This window comes from Rothia nasimurium (assembly GCF_928392795.1).
GTDB classification, from domain to species: domain Bacteria; phylum Actinomycetota; class Actinomycetes; order Actinomycetales; family Micrococcaceae; genus Rothia; species Rothia nasimurium_F.
In genome coordinates, this window is sequence record NZ_CAKMTJ010000001.1 from 537097 (window position 1) to 554721 (window position 17625).

16 protein-coding genes are annotated in these 17625 nt (G+C 61.2%); 13 read left to right on the plus strand and 3 right to left on the minus strand.

Annotation, left to right across the window (positions count from 1 at the left end; genetic code table 11):
• The first annotated feature begins 10 nt into the window (after positions 1-10).
• From L6963_RS02510 to L6963_RS02525, 4 genes are all read left to right on the plus strand, one after another.
• Complete coding sequence (locus L6963_RS02510) at positions 11-631, plus strand: ATP-dependent Clp protease proteolytic subunit (protein ID WP_272878352.1); 621 nt, start codon at positions 11-13, stop codon at positions 629-631.
• A 31-nt stretch (positions 632-662) separates the two neighbouring features.
• Positions 663-1340, plus strand: coding sequence for an ATP-dependent Clp protease proteolytic subunit (locus tag L6963_RS02515; protein WP_185174588.1), 678 nt, complete (start codon positions 663-665; stop codon positions 1338-1340).
• A gap of 230 nt (positions 1341-1570) precedes the next feature.
• On the plus strand, positions 1571-2854 hold the full coding sequence (gene clpX, locus L6963_RS02520; protein WP_135011138.1) for an ATP-dependent Clp protease ATP-binding subunit ClpX: 1284 nt from the start codon (positions 1571-1573) through the stop codon (positions 2852-2854).
• A 77-nt stretch (positions 2855-2931) separates the two neighbouring features.
• Positions 2932-3558, plus strand: coding sequence for a DsbA family protein (locus L6963_RS02525; RefSeq protein ID WP_272878925.1), 627 nt, complete (start codon positions 2932-2934; stop codon positions 3556-3558).
• Positions 3559-3767: 209 nt separating this feature from the next.
• Here the strand turns inward: L6963_RS02525 and valS are convergent, their stop codons facing one another.
• A complete protein-coding gene (valS, locus tag L6963_RS02530; protein WP_237206525.1) occupies positions 3768-6404 on the minus strand; it encodes a valine--tRNA ligase in 2637 nt (878 codons plus the stop codon).
• Between the two features lie 50 nt (positions 6405-6454).
• On the opposite strand from valS, the gene L6963_RS02535 reads away from it, so the two are divergent.
• The 4 genes from L6963_RS02535 to L6963_RS02550 all read left to right on the plus strand — a co-directional run bounded on the left by L6963_RS02535 (position 6455) and on the right by L6963_RS02550 (position 9860).
• On the plus strand, positions 6455-7261 hold the full coding sequence (locus L6963_RS02535) for an SDR family oxidoreductase (protein ID WP_237206526.1): 807 nt from the start codon (positions 6455-6457) through the stop codon (positions 7259-7261).
• A gap of 125 nt (positions 7262-7386) precedes the next feature.
• A complete protein-coding gene (locus L6963_RS02540) occupies positions 7387-8208 on the plus strand; it encodes a hypothetical protein (protein ID WP_237206527.1) in 822 nt (273 codons plus the stop codon).
• Positions 8209-8382: 174 nt separating this feature from the next.
• Positions 8383-9039, plus strand: a complete 657-nt coding sequence (locus L6963_RS02545; RefSeq protein ID WP_237206528.1) for an NADPH-dependent F420 reductase — start codon at positions 8383-8385, stop codon at positions 9037-9039.
• Positions 9040-9137: 98 nt separating this feature from the next.
• On the plus strand, positions 9138-9860 hold the full coding sequence (locus L6963_RS02550) for a sirohydrochlorin chelatase (RefSeq protein WP_237209097.1): 723 nt from the start codon (positions 9138-9140) through the stop codon (positions 9858-9860).
• Here the strand turns inward: L6963_RS02550 and pdxY are convergent.
• On the minus strand, positions 9850-10704 hold the full coding sequence (gene pdxY, locus L6963_RS02555; protein ID WP_237206530.1) for a pyridoxal kinase PdxY: 855 nt from the start codon (positions 10702-10704) through the stop codon (positions 9850-9852). The genes L6963_RS02550 and pdxY overlap by 11 nt on opposite strands.
• A 260-nt stretch (positions 10705-10964) precedes the next feature.
• On the opposite strand from pdxY, the gene L6963_RS02560 reads away from it, so the two are divergent.
• The 5 genes from L6963_RS02560 to L6963_RS02580 are packed head-to-tail and all read left to right on the plus strand — an operon-like array spanning position 10965 to position 16684.
• Positions 10965-11765, plus strand: a complete 801-nt coding sequence (locus L6963_RS02560) for a phosphoadenylyl-sulfate reductase (RefSeq protein ID WP_237206531.1) — start codon at positions 10965-10967, stop codon at positions 11763-11765.
• Entirely contained in the window at positions 11747-12676 is a 930-nt protein-coding gene (gene cysD, locus L6963_RS02565; RefSeq protein WP_237186148.1) for a sulfate adenylyltransferase subunit CysD, read from the plus strand. Before L6963_RS02560 ends, cysD begins: the two co-directional genes overlap by 19 nt.
• 1 nt (position 12677) lies before the next feature.
• A complete protein-coding gene (locus L6963_RS02570) occupies positions 12678-13973 on the plus strand; it encodes a sulfate adenylyltransferase subunit 1 (protein ID WP_237206532.1) in 1296 nt (431 codons plus the stop codon).
• 25 nt (positions 13974-13998) lie between these two features.
• The gene (locus tag L6963_RS02575; RefSeq protein ID WP_237206533.1) at positions 13999-14946 is read left to right on the plus strand and encodes a sulfite exporter TauE/SafE family protein; all 948 of its coding nucleotides are present in this window, start codon (positions 13999-14001) and stop codon (positions 14944-14946) included.
• Between the two features lie 4 nt (positions 14947-14950).
• The gene (locus L6963_RS02580) at positions 14951-16684 is read left to right on the plus strand and encodes a nitrite/sulfite reductase (protein ID WP_237206534.1); all 1734 of its coding nucleotides are present in this window, start codon (positions 14951-14953) and stop codon (positions 16682-16684) included.
• A 69-nt stretch (positions 16685-16753) separates the two neighbouring features.
• Here L6963_RS02580 and L6963_RS02585 read toward each other — a convergent pair whose 3' ends face one another.
• Entirely contained in the window at positions 16754-17449 is a 696-nt protein-coding gene (locus tag L6963_RS02585) for a hypothetical protein (RefSeq protein ID WP_237209096.1), read from the minus strand.
• Between the last annotated feature and the right edge of the window lie 176 nt (positions 17450-17625).

A 17625-nucleotide genomic window follows, 5' to 3' on the forward strand; every position in this document is an offset into this window, starting at 1 on the left:
AGCGGAACACATGTCCTTCACCCCTGAAGCACACCAGGCCCCCGCCATGGAAACCCCCATGGGCGGCCAGGACGACTACGTCTACAACCGCCTGCTCAAGGAACGCATCATCTGGCTGGGCTCCGAGGTGCGCGACTCCAACGCCAACCGTATCTGCTCCCAGCTCCTGCTGCTCTCAGCTGAAGACCCCGAGGCAGATATCTACCTCTACATCAACTCACCCGGCGGCTCCGTCACCGCGGGCATGGCAATCTACGACACCATGCAGCTGATCCCCAACGACGTTGTAACCGTCGTCACCGGTATGGCAGCTTCCATGGGCCAGTTCCTGCTCACCGCAGGCGCCCCCGGTAAGCGCTACGCCACCCCCAACGCTCGCATCCTCATGCACCAGCCCTCCGGTGGCATCGGCGGCACCGCCTCCGATATCCGCACCCAGGCCCAGCTGATTCTCGACATGAAGAAGCGCCTGAGTGAAATCACCGCAGAGCGCACCGGCCAGACCGTCGAAACCATCCTGCGCGATAACGACCGCGACAACTGGTTCACCGCCGAAGAAGGCCTGGCCTACGGCTTCTTCGACAAGATTCTCGACAAGATCGGCCCGGCCACCAGCGCCACCGACAAGTAAACCGGCACAGAACTTTTTACAGGAGAAACGAATGATTCACCTTCCTTCATCAACCGCACCTGCCGGTATGCCCACCGACCGCTACGTGCTCCCCAACTTCGAAGAGCGTACCCCCTACGGCTACAAGCGCCAGGATCCCTACGCAAAGCTCTTTGAAGACCGCATCATCTTCCTGGGCGTGCAGGTCGACGACGCCTCAGCTGACGACATCATGGCCCAGCTGCTGGTGCTTGAGTCCCAGGACCCCGACCGCGACATCACCCTCTACATCAACTCACCCGGTGGCTCCTTCACCGCGATGACTGCTATCTACGACACCATGCAGTACATCCGCCCCGAAATTCAGACCGTCTGCCTGGGCCAGGCTGCCTCAGCTGCCGCCGTCCTCCTGGCAGCAGGTACCCCCGGTAAGCGCCTTGCCCTGCCCAACGCCCGCGTGCTGATTCACCAGCCCGCCCTCTCGGGTCAGCAGGGTGGCCAGGCTTCTGATATTGAGATCCACGCCAACGAGGTTATGCGTATGCGCGAGTGGACTGCCCAGACCCTGGCCCTGCACTCCGGCAAGACCTTTGAAGAGGTCGATAAGTCCATCGAGCGCGATAACATCCTTACCGCTAAGGGTGCCCTCGAGTACGGCATCGTTGACCAGGTGCTTGAATCCCGCAAGGCCGTCAAGCCCTCCTTCAATACCGCCGAGAAGCACGACTAAGCACTGCTCACCTTCAGACTCGGTGCGGACGCCGCCTCCCGCCCCACCTGCCCAAGGGCAGGGAAGGGCAGGGGCGGCGTCCTTCTGTCTGCCAAGCGGTAGAGAAGGAATAGCCCGCCCGGTTCAACTGTTAAGTCATAAAGACGTAACCTTGCTTGAACCGTCACATGTTGGGCTAGGCAGGTTTTCACGGTAGATTAGGTAGAGGAACCCAAGGAAAGGTAGGGTCTATGGCTCGCCTAGGCGATAGCACCACTCTTCCCAAATGCTCATTTTGTGGGAAGAACCAGCGACAGGTTCGTAAACTGATCGCCGGCCCCAACATTTACATCTGCGATGAATGCATTGAACTGTGCAACGAGATTCTCGAAGAAGAGCTCGCCGATGTGAAAGATTTGGGTGCCGTTGAAGAGCTTCCCACCCCGCGTGAAATCTTTGACCACATGCAGGAGTACGTGATCGGCCAGGAGGCTGCCAAGCGTGCTCTATCTGTTGCCGTTTACAACCACTACAAGCGTATTCGGGCCCAGCAGAGCCCTGCCTTTGAGGCCAAGGAGCTTTTGGCTACCGAGGGCGAAGACGTAGAGATTGCCAAGTCTAATATTCTCTTGGTTGGCCCCACCGGCTCGGGTAAGACCTACCTGGCCCAGACCCTGGCTAAGAAACTCAACGTACCTTTTGCCGTTGCCGACGCCACCAGCCTGACCGAGGCCGGCTACGTGGGCGAGGACGTCGAAAACATCCTGCTCAAGCTCATTCAGGCTGCTGACGGTGATATTGAAAAGGCCCAGCGCGGCATTATCTATATCGACGAAATCGATAAGATTTCCCGCAAGGCCGATAACCCCTCCATCACCCGGGACGTATCGGGTGAGGGTGTGCAGCAGGCCCTGCTCAAGATTCTTGAGGGCACCGAGGCAGCTGTTCCCCCGCAGGGCGGGCGGAAGCACCCCCAGCAGGACTTCCTCAAGATTAATACCGCCAATATCCTCTTCATCGTCGCCGGTGCTTTTGCCGGTATCGAAGAGATTGTGGGCGGGCGAGTGGGCCGCAAGGGTATCGGCTTTGGCGCATCTATTGACCAGGCTGCTAAAGAGAGCGATATTCTCACCAAGCTCATGCCCGAGGACCTACTCAAGTTTGGTCTGATCCCTGAATTTATTGGCCGCCTGCCCGTGCTAGCAACCCTGGGTAAGCTCACCGAATCTGACCTCAAGCGGATTCTGACCGAGCCTAAGAACGCCCTGGTCAAGCAGTACAAGCGCATGTTTGCCCTCGACGGGGTCGAGCTGATTTTTGAGGACGCCGCCGTGGCAGCTATTGCCCGCCAGGCTGTTGAGCGAGATACCGGGGCCCGCGGTTTGCGCTCCATCATGGAGTCGATTCTGCAGCCGGTCATGTTCGATGTACCCAGCCGCTCCGACGTCACCTCGGTCATTATTGATGAGGCTGTTGTGGCGGGGGAGAAGGACCCCATTCTGGTGCTCGAAGCCCCCGAGAAAAAATCTGCCTAAAAGTCTTTCCCGCTGTCGGTGCCTCTGCGCGCTGGCAGCGGGCTCTTGTATCCCACCCTTGATTGAAAGGACAACCCGTGGCTGAAAATACCGTTGATTTTTGGTTTGACCCTACCTGCCCCTGGTGCTGGATGACCTCCCGCTGGATTAAGGAAGTAGAGACCCAGCGCGACGTTGCCGTATCCTGGCACCCCTTCTCACTCGCCGTCCTAAATGAAGGCCGCGACCTTGACCCTGGCTACCGCAAGCATATCGATAACACCTGGGGCCCTGCCCGCGTGGCTACCGCCGTAGCAGAGCAATATGGCCAGGAGAAACTCGATGAGCTCTACACCGCCCTGGGCGAGCAGATTCACCACCAGAAGAACAAAGAGGGCACCTACTTCGAGAAGGCCATCGAAGCTGCCCTGGCTGAGGTGGGTCTTCCCGCCGAGCTAGCCCAGGTTGCCTTTACCGAGGAATACGACGAGCAGATGCGGGCCTCAACCCGTGCAGGTCTAGACTCTGCCGGTGGCGATGACATCGGTGTGCCCCTAATGAGCATTAACGGTGTGACCTTCTTTGGCCCCGTGATGTCACCTGCCCCCACCGGTGAAGAAGCTGCTAAGGTCTTCGACGGCGCTGTGGCTCTGGCCTCTTACCCCGGTTTCTTTGAGATTAAGCGCCCCCGCAACGTCGGCCCAATTTTCAACATCGAAAAATAGTAACTAGCGGGTACTAAACACCCCTACTGTCGAATACACGATAAGGCCCGGTTCCAGAAGCTCTGGAACCGGGCCTTATCTTTAGATGTAGCTGTGCCGGGGGCTGTATACCCCGTAGGCGGCTGGCTGGGGCTGGCATGAATTGAGCGAGCGCCCCAGCGCGAGCTCAAGAAGGTTAGCCGCCTAGGGGGTATACAGGCCCCATAACATTAGCTTTCTTCTTCGGTGATCAGCACAACGTCGGTGACCGCAAGCTCGCCCTCTGCTTCGGTGAGGGTCAGGTCGCGGGCGTTGCCAGCTGCCTTGAGGTCGCCAAGACCGCCGCGGATGCGGGTGAGGTCGTCCGCTGAACCGGTGATGGTTGCGGTTTCAACCTCGGTACGCTGCTTGACCTGGGCTTCTGACTTGGCCTTACGCAGACCGCCCAGGGCAGCTGCGACGGTGGGCAGGACGGCGGGGTCGGCGTCCGTTACGGCGGCTGCGAAGCCCTCGGTGGTGGGCCAGGGAGCGCGGTGCACTGAGCCTGCTCGCCACCAGGACCAGATTTCGTCGGTGACGAAGGGCAGGAAGGGGGCGAAAAGGCGCAGCATAGCATCGAGGGTGGTAGCCAGAGCAGCCAGGACTGAGGCCTGTTCTGCTTCGCCGACGTTGCCGTAGGCGCGGTCCTTGATGAGTTCTACGAAGTCGTCGGTGAAGTGCCAGAAGAAGGTCTCTGAGATCTGCAGGGCACGGGCGTACTCGTAGTTCTCAAAAGCTGCGGTGGCTTCGTCAACGAGGGCAGCCAGGCGGGCCAGCAGGGAGCGATCCAGCTCGTTGGTCAGGACGTCCGCGGCAGCCTGGTCGGTGATGACCGAGTTGGCGGTGGCGCCCAGGCCGAGCACGAACTTGGAGGCGTTCAGCAGCTTGATGGCCAGGCGGCGACCAATCTTCATCTGGGCCTCGTCGTAGGCGGTATCGGCACCCAGCTTGGCGCTGGCAGCCCAGTAGCGAACGGCGTCCGAACCGTACTTTTCCAGAACCTCGTTGGGGACCACGACGTTACCCTTAGACTTGGACATCTTCTTACGGTCCGGGTCCAGAATCCAGCCGGAAAGGGCGGTATCGGTCCAGGGCACGGAGTTCTCCAGGGAGTTGGAGCGTACCACGGTGGAGAAGAGCCAGGTGCGGATGATGTCGTGGCCCTGGGGGCGCAGATCCATGGGGAAGGTGACCTTGTGTAGGTTCTCGTCCACAGCCCAGCCGGTGGCAATCTGCGGGGTCAGGGATGAGGTTGCCCAGGTGTCGAGGACGTCAGGGTCGGCGATAAAGCCGCCGGGCACGCCGCGCTGGTCTTCGGTGTAGCCGGGGGCGGCGTCCGAAGCGGGGTCGACCGGGAGCATCTCTTCACTGGGGATGATGGGCTCGTCGTAGTTGGGTTCGCCGTCGGCGTCGAGCTTGTACCAGATGGGGAAGGGAACGCCGAAGAAGCGCTGGCGGGAAATGAGCCAGTCACCGTTGAGGCCTTCAACCCAGTTTTCGTAGCGGGAGCGCATGAAGGCGGGGTGCCAGGTGATTTCACGTCCGCGCTCTACCAGGGCCTCACGGCGCTCGGCATCGCGGCCACCGTTGCGGATGTACCACTGGCGGGAGGCCACGATTTCAAGGGGCTTATCGCCCTTTTCGTAGAACTTAACCGGGTGGGTGATGGGCTTGGGGTCGCCATCCATTTCACCGGCTTCAACCAGCATCTCAACGACGGTCTTCTGGGCGGTGAACACGGTGGCACCTGCCATGCGCTCGTAGCGCTCGCGGCCCTCGGCGGAGGTAATCCACTCGGGGGTGTCGGTGGCGAAGCGTCCATCACGACCAATCAGGGCACGGGTGGGCAGCTGGAGCTCGCGCCACCAGGTGACGTCGGTGGTGTCGCCGAAGGTACAAATCATGGCGATACCTGCACCCTTGTCGGGTTGGGCCAGGGGGTGGGCCTTGATCTCGACCTCTACACCGAAGAGGGGAGAGGTGACCTTGGTGCCGAAGAGGGGCTTGTAGCGTTCGTCGTCGGGGTGGGCTACCAGGGCGACACAGGAGGGCAGGAGTTCGGGACGGGTGGTCTCGATCCAGACCTTCTCGCCGTTCTCGCGGTGGAAGGAGATGCGGTGGTAGGCGCCGGGGCGTTCCTTGTCTTCAAGTTCTGCCTGGGCTACTGCGGTGCGGAAGGTGACGTCCCACATGGTGGGGGCCTCTGCCATGTAGGCATCGCCGCTCTTAAGGTCGTTGAGGAAGGCCAGCTGGGAGACCTTGCGGGAGTGGGCGTCGATGGTGCGGTAGGTGTGTGACCAGTCGACGGACAGACCCAGGGTGGTGAAGAGCTCTTCGAAGACCTTTTCATCTTCTACCGCCAGGATCTCGCACAGCTCGATGAAGTTCTGACGGGAGATACGGGGCCAGTCGCGCTGATTCTTGGCGGGCTTTTCGGGAGCCTTGAAATCGGGGTCGTAGGGGATAGCCGGGTCGCAGAGTACGCCGTAGTAGTTCTGCACGCGGCGTTCGGTGGGCAGGCCGTTGTCGTCCCAACCCAGGGGGTAGAAGACGTTCTTGCCCTTCATGCGCTGGTAGCGGGCGATGACGTCGGTCTGGGTGTAGGAGAACATGTGACCGACGTGCAGGGAGCCGGACGCGGTGGGCGGCGGGGTATCGATGGAGTAGACCTGCTCGCGGGTGGTATTCGGGTCGAAAGCGTAGGTCTTGTTGGCGGCCCAGTTCTCGGTGAACTTCTTTTCGAGGCCTTCAAGGCCGGGCTTCGCGGGGACGGTAATTTCTACGGTGTTTTCTGCGGGCGTGTCTGTGCCCTGGTTGATTTCAGCCATGTGGCCTATTCTCTCACGAATAAAAATATGTTGCAGGTTAGGCTAGTGCTATGACTACTACATCACTTCCCGCTAATCCCTTTGCCCCCGACGCCCAGGCCGGTAAGGTCGCCGTGGTGACCGGTGCCTCCTCGGGTATCGGACGTGCCACCGCCGAACTGATGGCCGCTACCGGCTGGACGGTCTACGCCGTGGCCCGCCGCGCCGACCGCCTCGAAGAACTTGCCTCGCGCACCCAGGTGCGCCCGGTCGTCCTCGATATTACGGACGCTGACGCGGTAGCTGCCCGCGCCCAGGAGATTCTGGGTGAAACCGGCGGTCGTCTCGACGCCCTGGTCAATATCTCCGGCGGTGCTATTGGGGCTGATTCTGTGGCGAACGCCGACCCCGCTGGCTGGTCGGCCATGTTCGAGCTCAACGTGATTGGCACCCTCAATATGGTCAAGGCCTTCCTGCCCGCCCTGCGAGAGAACGGCCAGGGTACCGTTTTGAATCTGACCTCAACCGCGGCTGAAGCTGGCTACGAAGGGGGAGCAGGTTACAACGCCGCCAAATTCGGTGAACGAGCCCTGACCGAGACCCTGCGCCTGGAAGAAGCTGAGCACAATGTGCGCGTGGTCGAGGTACGCCCCGGCATGGTGCACACCGAAGAGTTCTCCCGCAACCGCCTGGGCTCGGATGAGGCTGCCGCTAAGGTCTACGCTGGCGTGGACAAGCCCCTGCTGGCTGAGGACGTTGCTCAGACCGTCACCTTCGCCGTGAACGTTCCCCACCACATCAACCTGGACCACATCACCATGCGACCGGTTGCCCAGGCAGCCCAGTACAAGGTAATTCGGCGGGCCGCAGCCTCATAGCCGGAGCGGGCAGGGGGCTGGGGCGAACCAGCGTCATCTTCTTGACAGCAACTAGCCAGCTTACTTAGCATGGGAAGAGGGAGCCCACGACGGTAACCAGCTATCAGTCAAAGGAGACGATAACCGTGAAGTACAGCCCCCACACCCGCCCCGCCCTCACTGACCGCCTCGGCAGCTGGCGTCCTGCCCTCGGAATGCTGGCCCTGTTACCACTTCTGACCGCCTGCGCCGGTGGCGGTGAAACCCCATCGCAGGCACCGGCTCAGACCTCTTCCTCCGTTTCTGCCTCTGCGACCGCATCAGCAAGCACCCCTACGCCCTCAAGCTCTTCGGCGGTAGCTGCACATCAGGTTGTTGAGGACGCCTGCTTAGGTCGCTGCACCAGCTACGAAACCATTGCTGTCACCCACCCCACCCTCGGGCCGGTAGAGATTCGCACCTATGGTTGGGATATGAACCCGGGGTCAGCCCCTTCCCAGATGCAACTGGCCTACGCCGTTTATCGGGACGGTGAACCCATCGGCTTCTATGAGGGGCTGGGTAATACCTACGCCTTCATCTCTGCGCGCACCGTCATGGGCAATATGACCTGGAATCTTGCGCGGGACTCCAACGTTGACCGCTACGGCAACATCTATCTGGCAACGGATAGGTCCGTGGTGGTGCTAGCACCCACCGATACCGGGTATAGCCAGGAGGGTACTCTACCCTCCGCGCCGGTAGAGAAACCGCGGTTCGAGATTCACCCCTTCTTCGATGATGCCGGTGAGCCCGCTGCTGGTCTGCACCTCGATGCGGACGGGCAGGCCTACCTTGTTCTGGGGAAGGACGACAGCGGAGAAGTGCGGCAGGTCAGCATTACGGGGCCGCTAGGGGAAGAGGGCTCGACCGTTTACACCAGTTGCGCCAGCACTGAGCCCCGCTGTGGTTTCATTTTTGACCGCTAGGTTGTGATTGTGAGGCTGTTGGCTAAATTGTTCCCTTCGTTAGGGCTGGGGCTCGTCTTGTGTCGAAATAAGACGCGCCCCAACCCCTTTTGTTGAAAATTAAGAGCGCGGGAGTAAAGTGAAAATAGTCAATATATGAACTAAATAAGGGGTTTGAGATGACCACAGCAATCATTGGAACAGGCCGTATCGGTTCACAGGTCGCCCTCCGCCTGGCCCGCGGGGGGAGAAGAGGTACTGGTTGCGGCATCAGATCTCGAATCGGCTCAGAAATCAGCCCAAGAACTGGGGCTAGGTATTCGGGCTGGTACCGTCGAGCAGGTCATTGACGAGGCAGACACAGTTGTCTTCGCTACGATGTTCCCCGTTACCCAGCAGCTCCTGAAGGAACATTCTTCACAGTTGGTGGACAAGGTTGTTGTTGACCCATCCAACAACTTCCGGGTTGCTGACGACGGCCGGGCGGTTTCCGCCAACCCAGAAGGGTCCTCAGCTGGCCAGCAAAACGCTGCCCTGCTTCCTCAGGGGGTTCATTTCGTCAAAGCGCTGGGAACTATGAGCGCTGCTAATCTGGGCAAAGAAACTACCGGTAGCGGCGAAAAGGTTGCTCAACTGTTTGCAACGGACGACCCTGTAGCGCAAGAGCGCATTACCCACCTATTGCGTCTGGGTGGCTGGGAGCCCGTCAAGGCTGGCGGCTTGGACATTGCTTCCAGAATTGAGGTCGGTGGTGCCTGGCACGACCGCGGCGGACTGAGCGGACGGATTCTCAGCAAGGAGGAAGCGGAGAAACTGGTCAGCCAACCCCTTGCTGAGGAATCAGCACGATAAAAGCGGGAGAAGCGCACCTGCCAGTCGATTGATTGTGCTGTACAGTGGGTGGGGTCAGCCCTACCCACTGTGCTGTGCAGGCAGCAGACTGGAGCCCCATGATTCACCTGGTCGCCACCTCTCACGGAACCGATAATCCCCAGGGCCGTGAAGCCGTTAACCTCATTCGTGAGCAGCTCACCGCCCTGGTTGAGGCCCAGGCTCCGGGAACCTACAGCGTGCACGAAGCCTACGTTGATGTGCAAGAACCCTCCCTGCCGCAGGTGCTGCAGGAGCTGCCGTCCGGGGCTACCGCCGTCCTTCTGCCCCTGCTACTCTCACCGGGTTACCACACCGAACACGATATGAGGCAGGCAGCCGCAGATGCTAGCCACCTGACCACCGCAGTAGCCCGCGCCCTCGGCCCCTCAGCAGCCCTGGCTAAGCTGCAACGCCAGCGCCTCGAAGAGGCAGGCTGGGACGGCTACGACGATATCGCGCTGGCAGCAGCCGGTTCCTCCAGGGCGGACGGCCGTGAAGCCGTGCTCTATCAGGCAGAAGTTTTCAGCACCCTGCTCAGCCGGCAGGTGCCCTACGGCTTTGTTGCCGACATTGAACCCACCATCGAACAGGCCTGGGGGAGCAACCAAGCCGAATACATCTCAACCTACCTGCTAGCCCGCGGTTACTTCCACAGCAAACTCACCAAGGCTTATCAGGGTACAGAAAAGGCGGTCGTCTCCGAACCGCTGGTGCTGCCCGGTGACGCCGCCTCCGCCGCGATAGTTGCTTCGGTTGCTTTTGAAAGAGCTACCGAATCCCTCACCGCTCTTAGCGCTTAACCGCTACCGCCTCAAAGGTCTCAGCAGGCTCAACGTAGGCCTGCTGGGACTCAACCAGCTGCAGCTCCCGCTGACCCGAGGCCAGGGTATTCTTCAGCAGCTCATAGACGCTGGCAGTGGTCAGCTCAAGGGCTTCCTTCAGGCTCTTACCCGATGCGAAGTGGGAGGCGAAGAGAGCCTGGGTAACATCACCCGAGCCGTTGGCCTTCATCGGCAAGCGAGGAGTGGTAATCAGCCAGGCTTCATCGCCCGAAACCGCCAGCATCTGGATTGAATCTTCCGGGGTTTCGGGGGTGTTCACGCTGGTCACCAGCACGGTCTGGGGGCCAATCTTCTGGGCTGCAGCCACGGACTCAAGAACCTCATCCAGGGTCTTGGGGTCGGTGCCGGTTACAAAACCCAGCTCAAACTGGTTGGGGGTGATGATGTCGGCGTGCTGAATGACGCGGTCGCGAATCAGCTCCTGCACCTCGGGGGAGACAAAGCAGCCACTGGTGGCGTTGCCCAGCACCGGATCGCAGGAGTAGAGGACGTTCGGGTTGGCTGCGCGGGCCTTGGCAACGGCATCGAGGATGGCGTCGCCGATGGATGAGCCACCCTGGTAGCCAGAAATGACCAGGGCGGTGTCGGTCAGGCCGCCGCGCTCTTCAATGCCGGTGACAATTTCGCGGACGTCGTCGCCTGAGATCAGCGGGCCGCGCCAGGCACCGTAGCCGGTGTGGTTTGAAAAGAGAACGGTGTTGACGGGCATGACCTCGTGGCCAAGGCGCTGCAGGGGGAAGACGGCGGCTGAATTACCTACATGGCCGTAGGCAACAGCGGACTGAATAGACAAAATACGCATAAACACCATTGTGGCACGCTCCAGGTGCCCCGCGGAACGCGCGTTTCATTAGATGACAGAGGGGCGTGACCTAATAGCGCACCCTAGTGCGCGACCTGCGAACCGTTCAAACTAGATTGCGTAAAAATTACCCCCGGTGAAGACCTGTGACGTAAAGATGTATCCCCGTGACCTGACCCATGAAATAACTCGACCACCCTGCCCCCATAAGCCTAGACTTTCAAACAATTCACCCGAAGAACTGTTGTGAAAGGAGCGCCGTGGCACCCTCACCCGTGAGCTTTAAAAACTTTGGTCTCGGCTCACCGGCCGCAGCGCTAGAAGATCCGGCTATCAGCCCGGAGGGCACGGTCGAGCCAAACCAGCTCTCAGACGCTGAGAAAGAAGCCAACCGGCAACTCGTGGATCGCTATGCGGAATCCCTCTACGATGCAAGCGCCGAAGAAATCCTGACCTGGGCCCACGAACATGTGACCGGCAAGCTGGTGGTAACCCTCTCCATGGAAAACACGGTGCTCGCCGAACTGGCTAGCCGCTACCTGCCTGACTCAGACTTCCTCTTTCTCGATACCGGCTACCACTTCCCCGAGACCCTGGACGTGGCCCAGCAGGTAGAGGAACGCTACCCCCAGAACCTGGTCAGAGCCAAGCCTCTGCTCACCGTGGGCCAGCAGGACGCTCGCTACGGCATCAACCTCTACGGCACCGATCCCGCAGCCTGCTGCCGCATGCGCAAGGTCGAGCCCCTGGCAGCGTCCATGGCTCCCTATACCGGCTGGATTACCGGCCTCCGCCGGGCAGATTCACCGCTGCGCGCCACCACCCCGGCGCTGGACATAGACCCCAACGGCAGACTCAAGATCTCGCCCCTGGTTACCTGGAGCCTTGAAGATACCGACCGGTACATCGACGAAAAGAACCTCATCGTTCACCCCCTGACCAAGGCAGGCTACCCCTCAATCGGCTGCGCCCCCTGCACCGCCAAGGTTGAAGCCGGCCAGGACCCCCGCAGCGGACGCTGGGCAGGGTTCACCAAGACAGAATGCGGACTACACACATGAGCACCACAACAACAGAAACCCTTTCACCCCACCTCAAAGACCTAGAAAACGAGTCAATCCACATCCTGCGCGAAGTAGCCGGGCAATTCGACAAGGTCGCCCTGCTCTTCTCAGGCGGTAAAGACTCCGTTGTCGTCTACGAACTAGCCCGCCGTGCCTTCGCACCGGCACCCGTGCCCTTTGAACTGCTGCACGTAGATACCGGCCACAACTTCCCTGAAGTTATTGACTTCCGTGACCGCCTGGTGGAGCGCACCGGCGCCCGCCTGCGCGTGGCCAAAGTCCAGGACTGGATCGACCGGGGAGAACTCCAGGAGCGCCCCGACGGCACCCGCAACCCCCTGCAGACCGTCCCCCTGGTCGAAACCATCGAAGAACAGGGCTACGACGCGGTGCTCGGTGGCGCTCGCCGCGATGAGGAACGAGCCCGCGCCAAAGAGCGTATCTTCTCGGTACGCGACGCCTTCGGCGGCTGGGACCCCCGCCGCCAGCGCCCCGAGCTGTGGAACCTCTACAACGGCGGCCACCTGCCCGGCGAGAACATCCGTGTCTTCCCCATCTCCAACTGGACCGAAGCCGATATCTGGGAATACATCGGAGCCCGAGCTATCGAGCTTCCCCCCATCTACTTCTCCCACGAGCGCGAAGTCTTCAACCGCGACGGCATGTGGCTGACCGCAGGGGAGTGGGGTGGGCCCACCAAGGGCGAACCCCTTGAAACCCGCCGGGTACGCTACCGTACCGTCGGCGATATGAGCTGCACCGGCGCCGTCCTGTCTGAAGCCAGCACGGTACAGGACATCATCACCGAAATCTCCACCTCCACCCTGACCGAACGCGGCGCAACCCGCGCGGACGACCGCCTGAGCGAATCCGCCATGGAAGACCGCAAGAAGGAAGGTTATTTCTAAAATGACCCTGCTCACCCACCCCACCGATATCGAGACAGCAAGCGGGGCACCGGCGTCCGCCCAGCTCGCAACCCGCCAGACCCTGCGCCTGTGCACCGCCGGAAGCGTCGACGACGGCAAATCAACCTTCGTGGGCCGCCTGCTCCACGACACCAAGAGCGTGCTAGCCGACCAGCTCTCAGCGGTCGAGCGCACCAGCCGCGAGCGCGGCCACGACGGCCTTGACCTATCGCTCCTAGTTGATGGTCTGCGCGCAGAACGCGAACAGGGCATCACCATCGACGTGGCCTACCGCTATTTCTCAACCGCCGAGCGCACCTTCATCCTGGCTGATACCCCGGGCCATGTGCAGTACACCCGCAATACCGTGACCGGTGTTTCAACCTCCCAGGTTGTGGTGCTCTTAGTGGACGCCCGCCACGGCGTGGTCACCCAGACCCGCCGCCACCTGACGGTTGCAGCCCTGCTGGGCGTGCGCCAGGTAGTCCTGGCTGTGAACAAGATTGACCTGGTGGATTACTCCCAGGACGTCTTTGAGCAAATTCGCGAGGAATTTACGGCTCTAGCGCAGGAGAAGGGGGTCTCCGAGGTCACCGTCATCCCCATCAGTGCACTGAAGGGGGATAACGTGGTGGAACCCTCCGAAAACACCCCCTGGTACACCGGCCCGACCGTGCTTGGCTACCTAGAAACCGTGGACGTCACCGACGCTACCTCTGAGCTGGGGCTGCGCTTACCGATCCAGTACGTAATCCGTCCCCAGGGCACCGACTACCGGGGCTACGCTGGCCGTATTACCGCCGGGCACCTGACTGTTGGTGATACCGTGCACCTGGGGCAGGGGCGCACCAGCACCGTCACCCATATCGACTCCGCAGACGGGGAAGTCGCAACTGCCGCCACCGGAGATTCCATCGTGGTGCGCCTGGCAGACGACATCGACCTATCCCGCGGTGACCTCATCGCGGGAACCGACCGCCCCGAGGGGAGCCGGGAACTCACCGCTACCCTGGTAGGGCTAGCCGACACCCCGCTACGCCCCGGTGCCAAGGTAAAACTCCGCTACGGAACCTCCCTGGTGCGGGCCCGCCTCACCTCCATCGACTCCATTCTCGATATCGACACCAACCAAGAACACCCCGGCGAAGCAGTTGAACTCAACGACATCGCCACCGTCACCCTGCAACTGGCAGAAGACCTACCCGTCGAACCCTACACCGGGCGCGGACTGGTGGGCTCCCTGCTACTGATCAACCAGGCAGACGGCAACACCCTAGCCGCGGGTCTCGTCCGCTAGCAGCCCTCACAGAACGAACACCACCATGAACAAACTACTACTCATCGCCCTGGGCGGTCTGCTCGCACAACTCGTTGACGGCAGCCTCGGCATGGGCTTCGGAGTCACCTCAACCACCCTGCTCCTCACCCTCGCCGCGATGAACCCGGCCAGTGCCTCGGCAGTTGTTCATGTGGCAGAACTCGGCACCACCCTCGCCTCGGGCATCAGCCACTGGCGGTTCAACAACATCGACTGGAAGGTCGTGCTGCGACTGGGCCTTCCGGGTGCGGTAGGGGCCTTTGCGGGAGCGACCCTGCTCTCCAACCTCTCCTTAGCTACCGCCAAGCCGGTCATGGCAACTATCTTGACCCTCATTGGCATCAACCTGGTACTCCGCTTCTCCACCGGCCGCCGCGCCGCCCGCGGTACCGGCGCTCCCGCCAACCCCCGCACCCTCGGCTTCCTCGGGCTCTTCGGCGGATTCGTGGACGCCGCGGGTGGGGGAGGCTGGGGCCCGGTCACCAGCTCCACCCTCATGACCATCGGCAAAACCGAGCCCCGCCGCATCGTGGGCACGGTTAACACCGCCGAATTCCTGGTCACCCTGGCCGCCAGCCTGGGCTTTATTCTGGGAATGTGGCAGGACCTCACCGAGCACCTGCTGGCCGTCCTCGCCCTGCTGGCCGGTGGCGTCCTCGCCGCCCCCGTTGCCGCCTGGCTGGTCACCCGCATCAACCCCACCGCCCTCGGCGGGTTCGTGGGCACCTGCCTAGTCGTCACCCACCTGCCCTACCTCACCGGCCTCGTACCGGCCCTGGCCCCCTACAGCCTGCCGCTCACCCTGGGAGCAGCCCTGACCGGGCTGGCCCTGAGCACCCGAGGAGTGCTGCGGAGCCGAAACCTCACCCTCAGCCACCCCACCGGCTACAGAGAAACTATCGAACCTTCGCACCAGCCCCTCGCCACCAGCACCACACGCACGAAAGACTAAACCTATGGCTAAGACCCTCACCGCCCGCCCCGACCAGGCAGCCGCACCGGCCCGCCGTAAACCCGTCTCTAAGAAGCCCAACGGCCAGTGGAAAATCGACGGTAAAAGCCCGCTCAACGCCAACGAAGAATTCAAGCTGGCAGATGACGGACTGCACGTACGCGAACGTATTATCGACACCTACTCCAAGGAAGGGTTTGATTCCATCGACTCGGACGACCTACACGGCCGCTTCCGCTGGTGGGGTCTTTACACCCAGCGCAAGCAGGGCATCGACGGCGGCCGTACCGCAACCCTGAGCCCCGAAGAACTCGAAGACAAGTACTTCATGCTGCGCGTGCGTATCGACTCCGGCCAGCTCACCACCGAGCAGACCCGCGTAATCGGTGAAATCTCCCGAGACTTTGCCCGCGACACCGCCGATGTGACCGACCGCCAGAACGTGCAGCTGCACTGGGTCCAGGTAGAAGACGTACCCGAAATCTGGCGCCGCCTGGCAGAGGTGGGGCTCGACACCACCGAGGCCTGTGGCGACGTAGGCCGCGTCATTCTGGGCTCACCCCTGGCAGGAATTGCCGCTGACGAACTCATCGACCCCACCCCGGTGATTCGAGAGATTAAAGAAAAGTACATCGGCGATCCGGCCTTCTCCAACCTGCCGCGTAAGTTCAAGACCTGCTTCACCGGCCACCCCAGCCAGGACGTCGTCCACGAAATCAACGACGTAGCATTCGTCGGCGTTACCCACCCGGAACTGGGCGTCGGCTATGACCTGTGGGTCGGCGGCGGTCTCTCCACCAACCCCAAGCTTGCAGAGCGCCTGGGGGTCTTCGTCACCCAGGACCAGGCCGTGGAGGTCTGGAAGGGCGTCATCTCCATCTTCCGCGACTACGGCTACCGCCGCCTGCGCAACAAGGCCCGCCTCAAGTTCCTGGTCGCTGACTGGGGCGTAGAAAAATTCCGGCAGGTACTGGAAGAAGAATACCTGGGCTATGCCCTGCCCGACGGCCCCGCCCCCGAGACCCCCGCCATCACCGGCGACCACGTAGGAGTACACGCGCAGAAGGACGGTAAGTTCTACATCGGCCTGACCCCCACCGTGGGGCGCATCAGCGGCAGCCAGCTCATTGACCTGGCCAACCTGGTCGAAAAGTACGGCTCTTCGCGTCTGCGCACTACTCCCTACCAGAAGCTGGTCGTGCTCGACATCGAAGAAGATGATGTTGAGCCCTTCATCACCGAAGCTGAGAAGCTGGGCTTCTACGCGCGTCCGTCCGTCTTCCGCCGCTCCACCATCGCCTGCACCGGCATCGAGTATTGCAAGCTGGCCATCGTGGCGACCAAGTCCACTGCAGCCCGCGTCATCGATAACCTTGAAGAGCGCATGGCCGATGTGGCTGATCAGCTCCCTGCCCGCCTGACCCTGCACATCAACGGCTGCCCCAACTCCTGCGCCCGTATTCAGACCGCAGATATCGGACTGAAGGGGCAGATTATCACCACCGATGACGGCCGCCAGGTACCCGGCTTCCAGGTTCACCTCGGCGGTGGACTGGCCGACTACCAGAATGACGCCGCCGGCACCCTCGGCCGCACCGTGCGCGGTCTCAAGGTAGAGGCTGACCTGCTGGAAGACTACCTTGAACGCCTGATTCGCACCTACCTTGCGGAGCGAGCGGACGCCTCCCAGACCTTTGCGCGCTGGGCCCTGGAGGCAGACGAGCAGCAGCTAGTATAGGGCTGGCTTTTCGACGCGTCCGCCGGTTTTCCACTGTTGAGGCGTGGAAAACCGGCGGACGCGTCGAAGTTATAGGTACACCCCGGCGGACGCAAAAGCCCGCTTCAGTTTCTCTGCCAACAACTGCGGTCGGTAGATAACCTCGTGCCAGTTGGTGCGTACCACGTTGTAGCCTCTACCGCGGAGCCAGGCTTCACGCTCATTCTGCTGACCAAAAACCTGTTCACGGTTTGAACCCGCGTATTTGATATTTCCGTCAAACTCTAAAATAATCATGCACTCAGGCCACATAAAATCAGGCCGGTAGCGTCGTCCGCCGCCCTCAACCCACACCTGCTGCTGGCAGGGCGGAAAGCCAAACTCGTCTAAGAAGTAGACCACCAGACTTTCACCAGCAGATTCGGAAAGCGGATTGACCAAATCAGCCAACCTCTGTAGGCGACTACTGCCGCGGCCCGTAGCCTGACGTAAACACGTCAAGAGATCGGGGTAGAGAACCCCAGCTCTTAAGGAACTATCGGCCAGTACGAGAGCATGGCGCAGGTCGAGAACCCGGCAACAATCCACCACTGTCTGTAGGGCAGACGTTACGGGAATACCCGCTATCTCTTGGGGCTTACTCGTAAGCCCGTGCACGGTGACACCCGGTGAAGAATGAGCCCTAGAGTTCGGCGCTGCAACGTGAATACGGTCAGGAACAGCCAGTTGAGCAAAACCATAGAGAGCCGCAGCGCTCTGATGCGAAAAAACTGTTCGAGCACCCATACCTTTTGAATGGGCAACCAGCCGGGCCACATAGCGTTCACTCGGTAGGAGTGAAGACCAGCTCTGAGAGGGCACGTAGACCCCGCGACGTATTCTGACGATCTCGCCGCGGGACACTTTTTGACGCACTGCATGACGGGTAAAACCGCGCAGCTCCAGATCTTGGGCTGTCTGAA